The 17398-nt window shown below is 47.8% G+C and carries 15 protein-coding genes and 1 riboswitch; of the genes, 2 read left to right on the plus strand and 13 right to left on the minus strand.

Translation table 11 applies throughout. The features are described 5' to 3' along the window. Position 1: 1 nt before the first annotated feature. The 12 genes from purF to ACX9NY_RS20060 form a co-directional block, all read right to left on the minus strand. Positions 2 to 1480, minus strand: a complete 1479-nt coding sequence (purF, locus tag ACX9NY_RS20005; protein WP_472474668.1) for an amidophosphoribosyltransferase — start codon at positions 1478 to 1480, stop codon at positions 2 to 4. Beyond that, positions 1465 to 3708: a phosphoribosylformylglycinamidine synthase subunit PurL gene (gene purL, locus ACX9NY_RS20010; RefSeq protein WP_472474670.1), complete on the minus strand. Its 2244-nt coding sequence runs from the start codon at positions 3706 to 3708 to the stop codon at positions 1465 to 1467. Before purL ends, purF begins: the two co-directional genes overlap by 16 nt. After that, complete coding sequence (gene purQ / locus ACX9NY_RS20015) at positions 3686 to 4375, minus strand: phosphoribosylformylglycinamidine synthase subunit PurQ (protein ID WP_472474672.1); 690 nt, start codon at positions 4373 to 4375, stop codon at positions 3686 to 3688. Before purQ ends, purL begins: the two co-directional genes overlap by 23 nt. Before the next feature lie 4 nt (positions 4376 to 4379). Then, complete coding sequence (gene purS / locus ACX9NY_RS20020; protein ID WP_017690695.1) at positions 4380 to 4625, minus strand: phosphoribosylformylglycinamidine synthase subunit PurS; 246 nt, start codon at positions 4623 to 4625, stop codon at positions 4380 to 4382. Between the two features lie 296 nt (positions 4626 to 4921). Then, entirely contained in the window at positions 4922 to 5797 is an 876-nt protein-coding gene (locus tag ACX9NY_RS20025) for a phosphoribosylaminoimidazolesuccinocarboxamide synthase (RefSeq protein ID WP_472474674.1), read from the minus strand. Positions 5798 to 6049: 252 nt separating this feature from the next. Further along, positions 6050 to 7348 (minus strand): adenylosuccinate lyase, encoded by a 1299-nt coding sequence (gene purB / locus ACX9NY_RS20030; RefSeq protein ID WP_339239480.1) that lies wholly within the window; start codon positions 7346 to 7348, stop codon positions 6050 to 6052. Next, positions 7345 to 8547, minus strand: coding sequence for a 5-(carboxyamino)imidazole ribonucleotide synthase (gene purK, locus ACX9NY_RS20035; RefSeq protein WP_472474677.1), 1203 nt, complete (start codon positions 8545 to 8547; stop codon positions 7345 to 7347). The genes purB and purK overlap by 4 nt, the downstream gene beginning before the upstream one ends. After that, positions 8544 to 9029 carry a 5-(carboxyamino)imidazole ribonucleotide mutase gene (gene purE, locus ACX9NY_RS20040; protein ID WP_472474679.1) on the minus strand — a complete coding sequence of 162 codons (486 nt, stop codon included), beginning with the start codon at positions 9027 to 9029 and terminating at the stop codon, positions 8544 to 8546. The genes purK and purE overlap by 4 nt, the downstream gene beginning before the upstream one ends. A gap of 194 nt (positions 9030 to 9223) precedes the next feature. Continuing rightward, a riboswitch (purine riboswitch) is annotated at positions 9224 to 9325 on the minus strand. A 270-nt stretch (positions 9326 to 9595) separates the two neighbouring features. Further along, entirely contained in the window at positions 9596 to 10030 is a 435-nt protein-coding gene (locus tag ACX9NY_RS20045) for a universal stress protein (protein WP_339239478.1), read from the minus strand. Positions 10031 to 10214: 184 nt separating this feature from the next. Beyond that, positions 10215 to 10478 (minus strand): DUF1294 domain-containing protein, encoded by a 264-nt coding sequence (locus ACX9NY_RS20050; protein WP_017690702.1) that lies wholly within the window; start codon positions 10476 to 10478, stop codon positions 10215 to 10217. Between the two features lie 137 nt (positions 10479 to 10615). Beyond that, positions 10616 to 10753, minus strand: coding sequence for a hypothetical protein (locus ACX9NY_RS20055; RefSeq protein WP_278296959.1), 138 nt, complete (start codon positions 10751 to 10753; stop codon positions 10616 to 10618). A 159-nt stretch (positions 10754 to 10912) separates the two neighbouring features. After that, positions 10913 to 13042, minus strand: a complete 2130-nt coding sequence (locus ACX9NY_RS20060) for a DNA topoisomerase III (RefSeq protein ID WP_472474682.1) — start codon at positions 13040 to 13042, stop codon at positions 10913 to 10915. Positions 13043 to 13414: 372 nt separating this feature from the next. Here ACX9NY_RS20060 and ACX9NY_RS20065 point away from each other — a divergent pair, with 372 nt between their 5' ends. Next, positions 13415 to 15349 (plus strand): amidase family protein, encoded by a 1935-nt coding sequence (locus ACX9NY_RS20065; RefSeq protein WP_472474684.1) that lies wholly within the window; start codon positions 13415 to 13417, stop codon positions 15347 to 15349. Between the two features lie 178 nt (positions 15350 to 15527). Here the strand turns inward: ACX9NY_RS20065 and ACX9NY_RS20070 are convergent, their stop codons facing one another. Continuing rightward, the gene (locus tag ACX9NY_RS20070) at positions 15528 to 16529 is read right to left on the minus strand and encodes a beta-ketoacyl-ACP synthase 3 (RefSeq protein WP_472474686.1); all 1002 of its coding nucleotides are present in this window, start codon (positions 16527 to 16529) and stop codon (positions 15528 to 15530) included. Between the two features lie 301 nt (positions 16530 to 16830). Between ACX9NY_RS20070 and ACX9NY_RS20075 the strand changes: the two genes are divergently transcribed. Beyond that, complete coding sequence (locus tag ACX9NY_RS20075) at positions 16831 to 17382, plus strand: NADPH-dependent FMN reductase (protein WP_472474688.1); 552 nt, start codon at positions 16831 to 16833, stop codon at positions 17380 to 17382. Positions 17383 to 17398: the final 16 nt, after the last annotated feature.

Here is a 17398-nt window from a genome sequence, read left to right on the forward strand (position 1 = left end):
ATTAACAGCTGCAGCCGAATTTCTCTTCGCCGCCAAAGTCGAGACGGGTTGGGTAATCATTATCAAAACATGCGAGGCAAAGCCCGCCCTTGGGATCATCCTGATTATCTCCCTGAATGGATGCAATCAGTCCATCCGGACTGAGGAACGACAGAGAATCCGCATTAATTTCACGGCAGATCTCTTCCACCGACAGCTGTGAAGCGATCAATTCGCGGCTGTCCGGTGTATCGATGCCATAGAAACAAGGGTTTTTGAAAGGTGGCGATGTAATGCGTACATGAACTTCCGTTGCACCTGCATCACGCAGCATGTTCACGATCCGACGGGAGGTCGTTCCCCGTACAATCGAGTCGTCAATCATGACCACACGTTTGCCTTCGACAACACGACGCACAGCGCTCAGCTTCATCTTCACGCCCTGCTCCCGCAATTCCTGGCTTGGTTGGATAAACGTACGTCCGGTGTATTTGTTCTTGATCATACCCATCTCATACGGAATACCCGTTTGCTCCGCATAACCAATGGCCGCTGAGATACTGGAATCTGGTACCCCCGTAACCAAGTCCGCATCTACAAACGACTCAATCGCCATCCGGCTTCCCATCCGTTTACGGGCAGCATGTTGGTTCGCACCGTTCATATCACTATCTGGACGAGCAAAATATATATATTCCATCGCGCATAAAGCCTTCCGGTGCTTGTGATGATCGAAGCGATCTTCGTGCAGACCATCTGCATCCAGCACAAGCAGTTCACCGGGTTCAATATCACGAATTAACTCTGCGCCGATTGTTTCCAGTGCACAAGTCTCGGATGCAAACAGATACGCATCTCCCAGCTTACCCATCGTCAGCGGACGTAGTCCGTGTGGATCGGAAGCCACGAGCAACTTGTCGTTGGTCATGATCAGAAACGCATAACCGCCGACAATGCGCTGGAATGCCTCTTTTGCTGCTTCCACAAGCCCTTTGGAGGAACGTGCAATCAGATGCGCAATAACCTCGGTATCACTTGTTGTTTGGAAAATGGAACCGCTCTGCTCCAGCTCACGCCGGATCGTTGGTGCATTTACAATGTTACCGTTAGTCGCTACTGCCAGATCGCCATCACGGTATTTGAATACCAATGGCTGTGCGTTCGTCAGTTTACTGTCACCGCTTGTTGAATACCGGACATGTCCAATGGAAATATCTCCGGTTAACGTCTGCATCAGGTCTTTGGTGAATACTTCTTTCACCAGACCCATGCCACGACGATAGTTAAACTGGCTGCCATCACTCACACACATGCCCGCACTTTCTTCTCCCCGATGTTGTAGCGCATGCAGTCCATAATAGGAGAGCGAAGCCGCGTCAGGGTGTCTGAACACCCCGAACACGCCGCATTCTTCCTTCAATTTGTCGAGTCCTTCCTTGCCGGACCCTTCATTATAATAATCGCCTGTCCACAACGGTCCTGTCATCAGTTCATGAGACATGGAATCGCATCCTCCCAGACCTGAGCCAAACCTCCTACAGGTTCGCTCACGGCTGATGTTCCGTTCAGTTCAATCGTCAGGTTACTTCCTTCTACACGTCCAATCACAGCTACAGGTACACCACGCTCACGTACAAATGCTTCAAGTTTACCCGCTTGCTCTGGCGTAGCCGACAACAAGATACGGGATTGGCTCTCACTGAACAGGGCGTGATCTGCACGCAGTGCAGTCTCCACATTCACCTGTGCGCCTACATTACCGCTGATACAAGATTCTGCGAGTGCTACAGCCAGGCCACCTTCAGACAAGTCATGTGCCGAGCGAACAAGACCGGATTGAATAGCTTCCAGCACGGTGCTGAGCAACGCTTTTTCCGTTTGCAAGTTCAGTTCTGGCGGACGACCTTCCGTCTGACCATGAACCGCGTATTGCAGCTCGCTGCCGCCGAGTTCAGCTTTGGTCTCACCGAGGAGCATGATCACATCACCTTCGGATTTGAATGCTTGTGTCGTGATATGATCCGTATCATGAACGAGACCTACCATACCGACAACTGGCGTTGGATAGATGGAGCCTTTGGCGTTTTCATTGTACAGACTTACGTTACCACCGATGACCGGCGTATCCAGTACACGGCAAGCTTCTGCCATACCGTCTACCGCTTTCTCCATTTGCCAGAAAATATCCGGCTTCTCCGGGTTACCGAAGTTGAGGTTGTCCGTAATTGCCAGTGGCTCTGCACCAGAACATACAATGTTACGCGCAGCTTCACTAACGGCAATTCTTCCACCAACTTCAGGATCAAGGTATACATAACGTCCATTACAGTCCGTTGTCATCGCAAGACCTTTGCGTGTTCCACGAATGGTAACTACGGCTGCATCCGAACCTGGACGAACGGCAGTGCTTGTACGCACCATGTAATCATATTGATCATACACCCATTTCTTACTTGCAACCGTTGGTGAAGCCAGTACTTGTTTCAGCGCTCCGCCGAGATCCGACACTTCGTCGTAACGAAGCGTGTCGATGGAAGCACTTTGCTCATAGTACGCAGGCACAGAAGATGGTTTGTCATACACTGGGCACTCGTCAACTAGTGCTGTTACTGGCATGTCTCCAACTACTTCACCGTGGTGGATCAGTTTCAGACGACCATCATCCGTTACTTTACCAACTTTGGCACAGATTACGCCCCAACGTTCAAAGATTTCCATCGCCTGCGCCTCATCCTTCGGCTCAACGACGAACAACATACGCTCCTGAGACTCGGACAGCATCATCTCGTAAGGTGTCATGCCTTCTTCACGTTGTGGCACCTGATCCAGATACAATTCCAGACCGTTACCCGCTTTACTTGCCATCTCTGCACTTGAGCATGTCAGACCCGCAGCGCCCATATCCTGAATTCCGAGCACAATTCCCGTGTCGATCAATTCCAGACAGGATTCCATGACCAGTTTCTCCATGAACGGATCACCAACCTGAACCGCTGTCCGTTGGGACTCGGATTCTTCTGTCAGCTCAACGGATGCAAACGTTGCACCGTGGATACCGTCACGACCTGTTGGTGGGCCCACGTAATACACCGGGTTACCTACACCTTTGGCTACACCGCGCTGAATCTTGTCATGATCAATCAGACCCACACACATGGCGTTAACCAGCGGATTGCCTTCGTAGCTCTCGTCAAACATCACTTCACCTGCAACGGTAGGAATACCGATACAGTTCCCGTAACCAGCAATACCTGCTACAACATGTTCGAACAAATATTTAACACGATCGCTCTCCAGCTTGCCGAAACGAAGAGAGTTCAGAAGTGCTACCGGTCTTGCGCCCATGGAGAAAATATCACGGATAATGCCGCCCACACCTGTCGCCGCCCCTTGATAAGGTTCTACCGCGGAAGGGTGGTTATGGCTTTCAATTTTGAAAACAACGGCCTGGTTGTCACCGATATCCACGATTCCAGCACCTTCACCTGGTCCCATCAGGACACGAGGGCCACTTGTCGGGAAACGACGCAAGAGCGGCTTGGAGTTTTTGTATGCGCAGTGCTCAGACCACATGACGCTGAATACACCGATTTCCGTGTAATTTGGCTTGCGGCCCATGAACTCACAGATCAGCTCATACTCTCTGTCAGACACGCCCATTTGTGCGTAAAGTTTATGTTCTGCGACCTGTTCTGCTGTCGGTTCCTTAGCGGATAGCTGCTGCGTCATGCCGATCCCTCCATGCTTTCAAAATAGATGTAAACATACGTTTGCCGTCTTCCGAACCTAGCAGTGAATCCACTGCACGCTCTGGATGCGGCATCATGCCGACTATGTTTCCACCCTCGTTGCAGATTCCCGCGATATCACCCAGGGAACCATTCGGGTTCGTACCATACGTAAATACGATCTGGTTGTTCGCTTGCAGACTCGCGAGCGTCTCCTCGTCGCAATAATAGTTACCTTCACCGTGAGCAATTGGGATGACAATCTCTTCGCCCGGTGCATAGTCACGTGTAAATGGTGTATCTGCGTTTGCCACTTTCAATACCGTATCGTGACAACGGAATTTCAGGGAAGTATTACGAATCAATGCACCTGGAAGCAACCCCGCTTCCGTCAGAATCTGGAATCCGTTGCAAATACCCAAAATATATTTACCTTGTTCAGCAGCTTTCGCTACCTCGTTCATTACCGGTGCAAAACGGGAAATCGCTCCACAACGCAGATAGTCTCCATAAGAGAAACCACCCGGAACCAAAATACAATCATAAGCCGAAAGATCTGTAGCCGTGTGCCATACATAATCAACCTCTTGTCCAATCGCATCTTCCACTGCCTTGTAACAGTCGATGTCGCAGTTGGAGCCAGGGAACACAAGAACTGCAAATTTCATGAGATTAACCCTCCAATTCGTAGCGGTAATCTTCAACAACGGTGTTGGCCAGCAGCTTTTCACACATGACTTTCAATCGTTTCTCCGCTTCCGCACGATCTGTTGTATCCAGGTTCAGTTCCATGACTTTACCGATCCGTACACTTTCCACTTCGTTGAATCCCATGGAATGCAGGGCTCCTTGAACAGCTACGCCTTGCGGGTCGAGTACGCTTTGCTTAATAGTGACATATACGGTTGCTTTGATCATGATCCTTATGTTCCTCCTCAGTAATGAACGGGATAAATGCTTTACGCTGTTAAAAATGGGGTGTGGAGCTTGCTCCGGGGCGGATTGTTCTTCCGGTCGCTTGTTGTCCCCAGGTTTTTTTTGATTGTTTTGGCCCGTTGTGCGGTCAAAACCCGGGGACAAAGGCGAACGCTATCGCTCCTTTAAGAAAAATTCCGCCCCTCCGCTAGTCCATGCGACGTTTTTTAAAGGCCTAAACCTTTTACGTTGCACGGTGTGTAATGGTCAAACCAGACCATTCGTGAAAACAATTTAATTTATTGTGCCGTTAGACGGTTATAAATATCGACGTATCTGGCGGTTGTTGCTTCAACTACCGATTGTGGGAGCGGATCAGGTTTGCTGTTCTTATCCCAATCCGTTCCGGCGAGATAGGTGCGTACTGGTTCTTTATCCATGCTATCGATCTCGATGTCGAGTTCATAATTCTCTTTGGCCCAGAAGCGTGAAGCATCTGGGGTGAAGATTTCGTCAATCAGGATGACCTTGCCATCCACAATGCCGAACTCGAATTTGCAGTCTGCCAGAATGATGCCACGCTGATCACAATAATCACGCGCGAATTCGTACAAGCGCAAGCTTTTTTCCTGAAGCTCCATTGCAAGTCCGTCGCCCACCAGTTCTTTCATGCGATCCATCGAAATGTCCTCGTCATGCCCTACATCATTTTTGGCTGCCGGGGTGAAAATGGGAACTTCGAGTTTGGCGTTCTTGCGTAGTCCTTCAGGCAGTTTAATGCCATTCACTTCACCGCTTGTCTCATATTGTCTCCATCCACCACCAGTGATGTAACCACGCACGACACATTCGATATCAATGCGTTCTGCTTTGCGGGTCACCATGATGCGGTCTTTGAGCAATTCAGGGTCTGTGATGAGATCACCCAGTTTATTCACATCGGTATGAATCACGTGATTCTCCATCATGCTACCTGTCAGTTCAAACCAGAAACTGCTGAGTTTGTTCAGTACGTTTCCTTTCTCGGGAACTGCCGGGTCCAGCACATAATCAAATGCCGAGATTCGGTCGGTAACCACGATCAGAAAATGTTCACCCAGATCGTACAATTCACGTACTTTTCCTTTATATAACAGAGGTGCTTTAACGAGATCTGCCGCAGTGGACAGTGCCATGGGTTCACCTTCTTTCAGGAGATGTAAAGTATACGTCCAATTCCCCTCATCACGCGGGGCCACTCCGAATACAGAACAACCTTCCGATCGCTGTTATCCCCGGATTTTTCTGATCCCCTTTCTCAAGGGGAAAATCCTGTGATAAAGGCGAGCGCTTTGCTTCTTCAGGTTTTTTCTGCCTTCTCCGTTCCAGCGTGAACACATAATTAACCTATACTTTTAGGGAGTAGACTAATTCAAAGCCTTAATATATTAGTCGTTCAAACCTAGTTTTTTGAAGATGGTGTCTACGTGCTTCAAGTGCCATGACGGGTTGAACGCATCTGCGATTTCCTCTTCGTTCAGTACTTCGGTGATTTCCGGAGTGGATTTCACGATATCTTGGAACTGACGTTGTTCTTCCCATGCTTGCATCGCACGTGGTTGAACGGTATCGTATGCTTGCTCACGGCTGAAGCCTTTGTCGATCAGCTTCGTCATTACACGGCCAGAGAATGGCACGCCGAAGGTGCGCTCCATGTTGCGTTTCATGTTCTCAGGGAATACCGTCAGGTTCTTCACGATGTTACCAAAACGGTTCAACATGTAGTTCAGCAACATCGTTGCATCCGGCAGAATGATACGTTCTACAGAAGAGTGCGAGATGTCGCGTTCATGCCAGAGCGTTACGTTCTCGTATGCCGATACCATATGTCCGCGAATGACGCGGGACAAGCCAGAGATGTTTTCACTACCGATCGGGTTACGCTTGTGCGGCATCGCGGAAGATCCTTTTTGACCTTTAGCAAAAGCTTCTTCCACTTCACGGAATTCACTCTTCTGCAGTGCACGTACCTCTGTTGCGAACTTGTCCAGGGACGTTGCGATCAATGCCAGTGTAGCCATATACTCCGCGTGACGGTCACGTTGCAATGTTTGAGTGGAGATTGGCGCAGGTTTCGTGCCCAGCTTCTCGCAGACAAATTCTTCGACAAATGGATCGATGTTCGCGTACGTTCCTACTGCGCCTGAGATTTTGCCGTATTGTACGTTGTCTGCTGCATGACGGAAACGCTCCAGGTTCCGTTTCATCTCTTCATGCCACAACGCCATTTTCAGTCCAAATGTTGTTGGCTCTGCATGTACCCCGTGCGTACGTCCCATCATTGGTGTGTGCTGATAAGTCAGTGCTTTTTCACGAAGAATTTCAATGAAATTCACGATATCCTTCTCCAGAATCTCATTCGCTTGACGCAGTACATAACCCAGAGCCGTATCCACGACATCTGTGGAAGTCAGTCCGTAGTGCACCCATTTCCGCTCCGCACCCAGACTTTCAGATACCGTACGTGTAAATGCGATTACGTCATGACGTGTTTCCTTTTCAATCTCATAGATGCGGTCGATGTCAAAAGATGCGTTCTGACGAAGCAATGCTGCTTCTTCCTTAGGGATTACACCCAGTTCGGCCCACGCCTCACATGCACATATTTCAACTTCCAGCCACGATTGGAATTTGTTCTCTTCGGTCCAGATGGCTCTCATTTCGGGTCTGCTATAACGTTCAATCATGAATTTGTATTCCTCCAGAGATTAGTTTGTTCAATCCATTGCAATCCTTCTTCAACATCCTGACAAAGCAGATTCACATGCCCCATCTTACGTCCTGTTTTCGCTTCGGTTTTACCATATATGTGAAGCTTGGGAATCACACCGAGTTCTATCGCTTCTGCATCAGGTTGCCCTGTTCTGGCGATAATGCCTTCCAGATGTTCTCCAAGCACGTTGACCATGACGACCGGGCTCAATAACGAAGTGTCCCCAAGTGGTAATCCGCAGATCGCACGGATGTGTTGTTCGAACTGAGAAGTGGCACAAGCTTCCATCGTATAGTGTCCGGAATTATGTGGTCTCGGCGCCAGTTCGTTGACATACAGTCTTCCATCCGCCGCCACAAACAGTTCCACTGCCAGCAGCCCGACAGCCTTCATCGATTCTGCTACCGCTGCTGCCAGCTTTTGTGCTTCAATCTGGATGTCTGCAGCAACTCTAGCCGGTACAATGGAAGCATGCAAAATGTTATTCACATGAATGTTCTCCGCTGGCGGGAACGTTTTGATCTCTCCATTGGTACTGCGCGCTACGACGACCGAAATCTCGCATACAAACTTGATGAATTGTTCCAGCACCAGTTCCGCACCTGTAGCTGCGAGCTCTTCATACGCAGCCACAGCCTCCTTCGCCTCTCGGATTACGCGCTGGCCTTTGCCATCGTAACCTCCAGTCACCGTCTTCAGTACACAAGGCACGCCAAGTTCACTTACAGCAGCAAGCATCGTATCCGCACTAGTGATCTCACGATAAGGCGCAACTCTTACTCCAGCGGCTTCAATTGCACGTTTTTCACGTAATCGATGTTGTGTGGTGTACAGCAACGCACTTCCTTGCGGAACGTAGGACTCACGCTCGAGCAGTCCAGCGACTTCTGCATCCACATTTTCGAATTCATACGTAATAACATCACATTGCCGAGCCAGTTCAAGCGCAGCTTTGGCATCGTCATATCCCGCTTCAATCTGACGAGCAACTTGACCACAAGGCGCATCCGAAGCGGGATCAAGGGTAACAAATCGATACCCCATTGCCGTTCCTGCGAGCGTCATCATACGTCCCAGCTGTCCGCCTCCAAGAATGCCGATAGTTGTTTTCCCCGGTAGCAGGACATTTTTCAGTTCTCCTGCTATGCCGGATTGGTTCGCGGCTCTACTCATAGTTCTTCACTGCTTTCGAGTACTTCTTGTTTGATGCGCTCTCTTCGAGCTTCAGAGCGACGTTGGACATCCGGGTCAAAAGCACCGATCATTTGAGCTGCCAGCAATCCTGCATTCGTTGCCCCTGCCTTCCCAATCGCTACAGTTGCGACGGGAATACCACCTGGCATCTGAACAATGGACAACAAGGAATCGAGACCGTTCAATGCTTTGGATTGAACCGGTACGCCAATGACTGGAAGCATCGTTTTGGCTGCAACCATACCGGGTAGATGTGCTGCCCCGCCTGCGCCTGCAATGATCACCTTGAATCCTCGATCATTTGCTTGCTCTGCGTATTCGAACATCAAATCCGGTGTACGATGGGCGGAGACCACTTTTTTCTCATATCCAATTTCCAGTTCGTCCAACACCTCGCACGCATGTTTCATCGTTTCCCAATCCGATTTACTGCCCATAATTACAGCGACTTGCAGTGACATGAATACATCCAACTCCCGTCTGAGCTTTTTTGATTACATCTGACCAATAAGAAACTCTTATTACATGTGAAATGAAAAAATCCGCTACCCGCGAAAACATCACATTTTCTTCGGACACCGGACTCCAAGAAATACGTATCCCTCATTTGGGCATGCCAAAAGGGGGCTTGCTGTCCGCATCTGGTTGCATGCGACTCTCAGCCGTATCTCCTCGTAGTCCGGAAATTTACGGTTCCCGGGTAGATACTTCCGGGCCCTATTCCCGGCGTTATACGAGCAAATATCTATCAAACTATTTTCGTTCATTTTTGTAATCTCTTATTACACATTTCGTTCCTACTCGACCTTATTCTTACCTGATCGACACATCTAACATTTTAACAATCCCCTACAGCTAATGTCAACTTAAAGACGAACATTTAACATATTGACAAATATAATGTTCGGGAATTGCTTCATTAAATTCGGTTAGACATCCATTTCATCCCATAAAAGAAAGCCGGCTCCTCTTCAATCTCTCGAAGGCAACCGGCTTCCTGCTTTTCAGTGCGTACACACTGCATCCATTATTTTACGATCAGTACTGGAACCTGAGCATGCTGCACCACATTGTGACTGACACTCCCCAGGACAAATTCCCGAATTCCACCGAGTCCGCGGCTACCAATAATAATGATATCCGAATCATTTTCTTTGGCAAAATCAAGCAACACTTCCGCAGCCGCTCCTTGAATCAGATCTACATTGGCCGTTACACCAGCAGCCTGAAGTCGTTCTTTCGCTTCATCTGTTGTTTGCACCGCCAAATTGTAGTAGTCATTATTAAGTGAAGGTGGCAGAGGCGCCAATCCCTCACCGATGAATACACGCGGGAAATCAAAAGCATGAATGACATCCAGTACAGCATTCGGGGACACTTTGGCTAGCTCAATTGCACGATCAAGTGCTTTATTTGAAGCTTTGGAACCATCATAAGCCACTAATATTTTGGAGAATAACATGTGAATCCCGTCCCTTCCTTTATATGTAGAGCACGCGAAGCAAGCTTCGGTCTGACATCCATTAAACTAATATAACCATATAACTCCTTAAACGTACCGGAGCCACAATGAACCATTTATACGAATGAATTTACATATAAATCCTTACGGTGACGATGAACGATTACGCATTTGTTCCAAGTGTTCATTGAATAAAATAACCATAGATTACCGCATTCAGGAACAATAACAACGGAATGCCAATGGTGAAGCTGGGATGTTTGGTCTTATGCCTTTTCCGATACATCGCGATCCAGACTCCCAAAGCACCGCCAATAAAAGCAAGCAAGAATAACGTCCGTTCGGGTGTACGGTCACGACGCTGTTGTGCACGCCTCTTATCATCCGACATCACCAGATAACCCACTACATTAATAAATAAAAACCACAATATAAGTCCGGTTTGCATATAATTCTAGCGATCCCCCTGTCCCGGGACATCTCCCTGTCTCCATTATAGTCCTCATTAGAGACATGTTCAACGCACCGGTGGGGAACCGCAAGTATTTTGCGAGGCACGCGTTAAGATCGACAGTTTAGATAATTTTAGGACTCCTGCTTAGGAATACCGTTCAGGCTGGGTACTCTTTTGGCTGCTTTGGCTGGACGAACATCGATGTTTTCTTCCCTAATGCTATCTTTGTTCTGCTGGTTATGGATCTTTTCGGGTTTGTTGTGCGGCATATGGGTATCACCTCCTTGGCTTACGTTGCCTGAAAACGGAGGATCTTATACCCTTCACATGGTTGATTAGGTACACACGCAGCAATCACTTTCCATAGCGCCAGTTATTCGCAACTAGCGTTACATGAGGATGCGATCTGCCCTAACTCAGAGCTTGCTCTACTCTCCCTTTTTCTCCATAGCCGCCTTCAACAGCTCTCCAAGGTTAGACCCAATGGACTCCTGCTTCGCATATTGTTTCACGAGTTTTTGCTGATCGCGTTTGTTCACATGCTGTTTGTCCTTATCCAATGTTTCTGTAATTCCACAAGGTAGACATTGCACGTATAGCCCCGCTTTGCCTTCTTTGATTTCCATCTTTTTGTGGCACTGCGCGCAGCGACGATTGGACAATCTTTTCTCGGCCGAACGTCGATACCCACAGTCCTCCGTAGGACACACAAGAAACTTGCCGCGCTTGCCCTTCTTCTCCAGCAGCCGTGCGTTACAGTCCGGGCAATGGCTATTGGACACATTATGCGGCTTGTATTCTGCTTTGCTGCCTTTCACCGTTGACACGAGCTCTTTGGCCATAGAACGGATGCTGTCCAGAAAGGGTCCTGGCTGTCCTTGCCCACGAGCGATGCGCTCCAGTTCAGCTTCCCAACGGGCTGTCAGATCTGGGGTACGAAGCTGTGGAGCAGCCAGTTCAATTAACTGTTTTCCTTTGCCGGTTGGATGCATGCTGTTGCCTTGACGATCTATCGTGTCGGAACTGACCAGTTTCTCAATAATATCCGCCCGTGTAGCCGGAGTGCCGAGTCCATGCTTTTCCATCTGGGAAAGTAAAGCGGCTTCGGTATACCGTTTGGGCGGCATCGTCCGTCCACTTTTAATATGGCAAAGCTGAACCGTCACGGACTGTCCTTGCTGCACATCTGGCAAAAGCGTGCGCTCATGGTCTGCTGCATCGTCAGCACGGTCATCGTCGTCATCGCTGTAATCACCGCCGTATACTTCGCGCCATCCACTTTCTTTCACCGTTGTACCTTTGACATGGAAGGAATCATTCCCCACTTGAACCGTGATTGCAACCGAATCGTACTTCGCTGCCGGATAGAACAGGCTGATAAAACGACGTACAATCAGATCGTACAATTTGCGTTCCTCCGGGTTCAATTGATTCAGAAGTACCGTTTGCTCCGTGGGAATAATGGCATGGTGATCGGTCACTTTGCTGTCATCCACAATACGTTTGGTGATATTCAGATTTTTTCGCAGCAAAGGACGTGCCAGAGACGCATAAGGTCCAATGGCTACACTGTCCAGACGTTCTTTCAAAGTAGCTGTCATGTCGGCAGTCAGATATCGGCTGTCCGTACGTGGGTACGTCACAAGTTTGTGCTGTTCATATAGACGTTGCAGGACATTTGAGGTTTGCTTTGCCGAGAAACCATATTTCCGGTTGGCATCCCGCTGCAGTTCCGTCAGGTCATATGCCAGTGGATGTGGCTCTACTTTCTCACTTTTCTTCACCTGGGCAATCGTGCCCTTGCGCCCGTCTACCCGCTTCTTCAATTCTTGCATTTCTTGAGGGTTGAATATGCGTGAATCTCCCCCTGCTGCCCGCCACACAGCCTGAAAATCGCCTAAATCTGCCGTTAACGTCTCATATTCCTGAGAGCGAAACCCATTAATTTCATTTTCTCTATCCATAATCATGCCCAAGGTCGGCGTTTGCACCCGTCCAGCAGACAACTGCGCATTGAAACGAACAGTTAGCGCACGAGTCACGTTAAGTCCAATCATCCAGTCGGCCTCTGCCCGGCAACGTGCTGATTCATAGAGACGGTCGAACTGACTGCCTGGCTTTAGTGAAGCAAATCCGTCTTTGATCGCCTTATCTGTCTGAGATGAAATCCATAGACGTTTGAATGATTTTTTCCACCCCGCCATCTGCATGATCCAACGGGCCAGCAATTCACCCTCACGGGCCGCATCTGTGGCAATGACCAGCTCGCCCACATCCTGACGTTTCATCAACTGCTGTACGGCTTTATATTGATGATTGGTCTCTTTCAGTACCTTCAGTTTCGTACGCTCTGGCAGAATCGGCAAATCCTCCAGATTCCATGTGGCATACTTCTTATCGTAATCCTCTGGCTCAGCTAATCCAACCAGATGCCCCAGCGCCCAGGTAACGATATATTTCGGGCCTTCCATATAACTTTTATGTTTATCACGCGCGCCCATAACTCTGGCTATTTCGCGTGCTACAGATGGTTTTTCTGCGAGTACTAATGTCTTCACTTCATATCTCTTCCTCTCTGGTAGAACGTTATGTCTCTTTTATTTCTATCTTTTCATTATATCATTTCGCACTAAAGGTATGCTCTGTGATCTCCATTCCCTAATCTTACTCGCATTCTGTATCCAATGTTTAATCAATATATCGAATTCATGTCACATTTGTTTACATAAGAATAATTAATAGTTTTACTGTGATCAAGTAAATAGAAGCATGGATAAGGTTTTATACCGATCGATATTGATGTATACGTTTTTTTGGATAAATATAAACCTTGTAAGATTACCTAACATAACTATACAATGTGTCAAAAGCATAGAAACAGAATCGCTGTTAACACACATCAATGAGACACAGGAAGGGAGCGTGGATGCATGACTTATCATGGATCTGTATTGAAAAAAAGTGGGGCTTTGTTACTGGCGGGAGCTGTCGTTGCCACAACATGGGGAGGAACAGTACCTTCGGCATCAGCCGCAACGGCAACGCCTACAAGCAAAACAACAGTAGCAGCTGTCTCCAAAGGGAAAGCGCCTGCTACGCCGGCAGCATTTGTTCAAGCCATGGAAGAAGCCGCTACACTTGCAGGTGTTCCTTTTACCATGGACAAGCTCTCCGGAACAACCGTACAACGTAAAGATGCTGCGGTTGCCTTGCAACAATGGCTCAAGCTGGATTCGACTACCGAATCATTCAAGGATGTCCCGGATGAATCCACCTTTGCAGGCGCTGTCGGTGCATTGAACACTGCGGGGTTGATGAAAGGCTATACGGAATCCCTCTTCCTTCCAAATGCTGTACTTACCGAGAATGACCTCTCCATACTGAAAGATCGTATCTATAATTACATAAAACCGTTTGTCCTGGAGGAAGCAACCATCATGGATCTCCAGGCCGCTATGACGCAAGGAAAACTGACATCAAAAGAACTGGTTCAGAAATATTTGGACCGCATTGAAAAATACGATGATCAGGGTGTAAGCATCAACGCGGTATTAACCCTGAACCCGGATGCGCTCCAAATCGCGGAGCAATTGGATGAAGAACGTGCAGCTCAAGGTGCCCGCGGACCTCTGCATGGCGTTCCAATTCTGGTGAAAGACAATTTCGATACCAATGACATGCCGACAACTGCAGGTTGTATCTGTCTTAAGGATTCCATTCCTGCTCACGATGCTGAACAAGTGAAGAAACTCAAAGCAGCTGGCGCCATTATCTTGGGCAAAACAAACCTGCATGAATTCGCATTTGGCATCACAACATCCAGCTCATTGGGTGGACAAACATTGAATCCATACGCCCTGGACCACTATCCAGGTGGCTCAAGCGGTGGAACAGGCGCTGCCATTGCATCTAACTTTGCCGCAGCTGGCATGGGTACAGACACTGGCGGTTCGATCCGAATCCCTTCCAGCTTCAACAGCCTTGTGGGTATCCGCCCAACCATCGGACTATCCAGCCGTGAAGGCATTATCCCATTGGCTTTGACACAGGATGTCGGTGGACCAATGGCTCGTACCGTAAGTGATGCCGCAATCATGCTGGATGCTACAGCCGGCTATGACAAAAAAGATGTCGCTACAGCTTACGCGGTTGGGAAAATCCCTTCCAGCTACACTGACTTCTTGGATGTAAATGGACTGAAAGGTGCGCGCATCGGTGTGGCCACCGAACTCATCCCAAGTACCAAAGCTGAAGAAAAAGCTGTTGCTGACGTAATCAACACAGCTGTTGAAGAATTGAAATCACTTGGCGCTACCGCAGTTCCAATTTCTATCCCGAACTTGGCTGAGATCAACAAATACCCAAGCCTTAGTGGATATGAATTCAAGTTCCAGCTAAATGACTATTTGGAATCATTGGGTGCAGATGCTCCATACCATAGTCTGTCCGAGATCATCGCTTCCGGAGAGTTTGATAAGTCCCAAGAACAATCCATGAAGACTCGGGATGCACGCCAAACCCTGGAGACTACCGAATATAAGGATATCGTCCTGAAACGTACCCAAGTTACACGTGAATCCTTGCTGAAAGTAATGGCAGATAATAATCTGGATGCCATCATCTATCCTACGTCCACACAAGCCGCTGGTGTTATTGGCGAAGGACAAAACTCTGGTGGTAACAACCGTTTGAGTCCATTCTCCGGCTTCCCGGCGATCACGGTTCCTGCTGGTTTCACAACCGATGGTCTGCCTGTAGGCATGGAGTTCTTGGGTCGTGCCTTTGATGAAGGAACTTTGATCAAGCTGGCTTACAGCTACGAACAAGGTACACATCACCGCCAAGCGCCTAAGCTTACGCCGTAAAATATTTATGGGATTAAGCATTTCCTGTTAACACAAAAAACAGATGCATTCATATCATTTTATTTAAACGAGTTCTCACTAAAGAGACCACCCTCTTCATGACTGAATGGAGTCCGGGTGGTCTCTTTTATTTTCTCTATTTATTTTTGTGTTGCATACAGTCGTATGTTATCCATTACTAAACTTTGTCCGGTACGCCCCACTTCAGCACCAGACCTGCGTAAGTCAGACCACCGCCAAAACCAAAGAGAGCTACAATCTGTCCTTCTTTCAATTTCCCTTCATCCACTGCAAGCTGTAAAGCAAGCGGAATGGAGGCAGCAGATGTGTTTCCACGATACTCGACGCTGGTTAAAGTACGTTCCAAAGGGACCGGGCCACGTTCGCAAACAGCCTCAATCATTCTCATGTTGGCACTATGCGGGACAAACCAGTCAATCTGTTCAGGTCTTAATTTAGCTTTTGCTATAAGCTTATCCAATTGCTCTGGAATCGTCCGTACAGCCCACTTATATACCTCTCGTCCATTCTGAACCAAACAACCTTCGCCCTGTAAAGGCACTCCATCCATCTCTGAAGACAGACCACTCTTATAAAGATGGATACCGCCTTCTCCATGCGTACCGGATATCGCTGCCATAAAGTCACCTTCATCATGTGCAGCTCTCTCCACCAAGAAGGCTCCAGCTCCGTCCCCAAACAGGACACAAGTCGTGCGGTCTGTGTAATCCGTAATTTTGGATAACGTCTCTGCGCCGATAACTAGCACTTTGCGGTACATTCCACTGGTCACCAGACTGTCAGCAAGCTGCAGCCCGTAGGAGAAACCAGCGCATGCCGCATTTAGATCCAGTACACCCGTGTGGTGGATCTTAAGATTAGCCTGTACTCTGGATGCCGTACTTGGAAATGCATATTCAGGTGTGCTGGTAGCCACAAGAATCATATCCACATCTTCTATACTAACTCCATAACGAGTTATCATATCTTCTACAGCCTTCGTAGCCAGGTCAGATACATATTGGTCTTCAGCTGCAATTCGCCGTTCTCTCATGCCTGTACGTTGCACAATCCATTCGTCACTTGTCTCGACTAATTTCTCCAGATCAGCATTCGTTAATATTCGATCCGGTACATATGCTCCCATTGCCGTGATCGTTGCCTTTGATTGATGATTCATATCGGCATTCACCTCATTTGGTTTTTCACCATTATAGCACTAAGTCTTAGGACTTGGTACTAATTTTATAAAATATTTATTATGATTCTTTCGTTAGTTGTTTATTTTAAAATGATCTCTTCATTTATTACCCAGAGCAATACAAACGATGGCATGCATTTTTGATGAAGAATTGTGAATATCCCCTGACTAACATGAAGAATGTCTTAATTAAATGCGTTTTTTATAGACAGTTCATTCCAACAGGGGGAAAATAAACAGATTACCCTACATTACTAAAGAATAGAGTTGATCTATATCCATGAAAGAATTAAATATCCTTGCTCTTTCCGGAAGTCTGCGCAATCAGTCCTCCAATACGTTACTAATGCACGCCATAATTAAGCTGGCTTACACTAACCTTAAGTTTGAAGTATATGATGGATTAAATGATCTGCCGCATTTTAACCCTGACCTCGATGTCGAGGAGGGTCCAGTGTCCATACAGAACTTGAGAGCCCAACTTAAGCATTCGGACGGTGTCCTTATCTGCACGCCAGAGTATGGAAATGGCGTTCCCGGGGTCTTAAAAAACGCACTAGATTGGGTTGTATCTTCTGGAGAATGGCTCAATAAACCCACTATTGCCATCGCTGCTTCCCCAAGCCCCATGGGAGGTGACAAAGCCCATGCTTCCTTATTGCTGACACTAAACATGATCAATGCACAAGTTCTACAGGAGGGCTGTTTAACCATTCCTCATATTACATTGAAAATGAACAAACAAGGCGTCATCATTGATTCGGAAACCCAGCATGCATTGCAGAACTCCCTTTCAATCCTTGAGAATGCTTGCAATCAAATGAAAAGCTAGACAAAATGTCGTACTT

It is taken from the genome of Paenibacillus sp. CB74 (genome assembly GCF_055687625.1).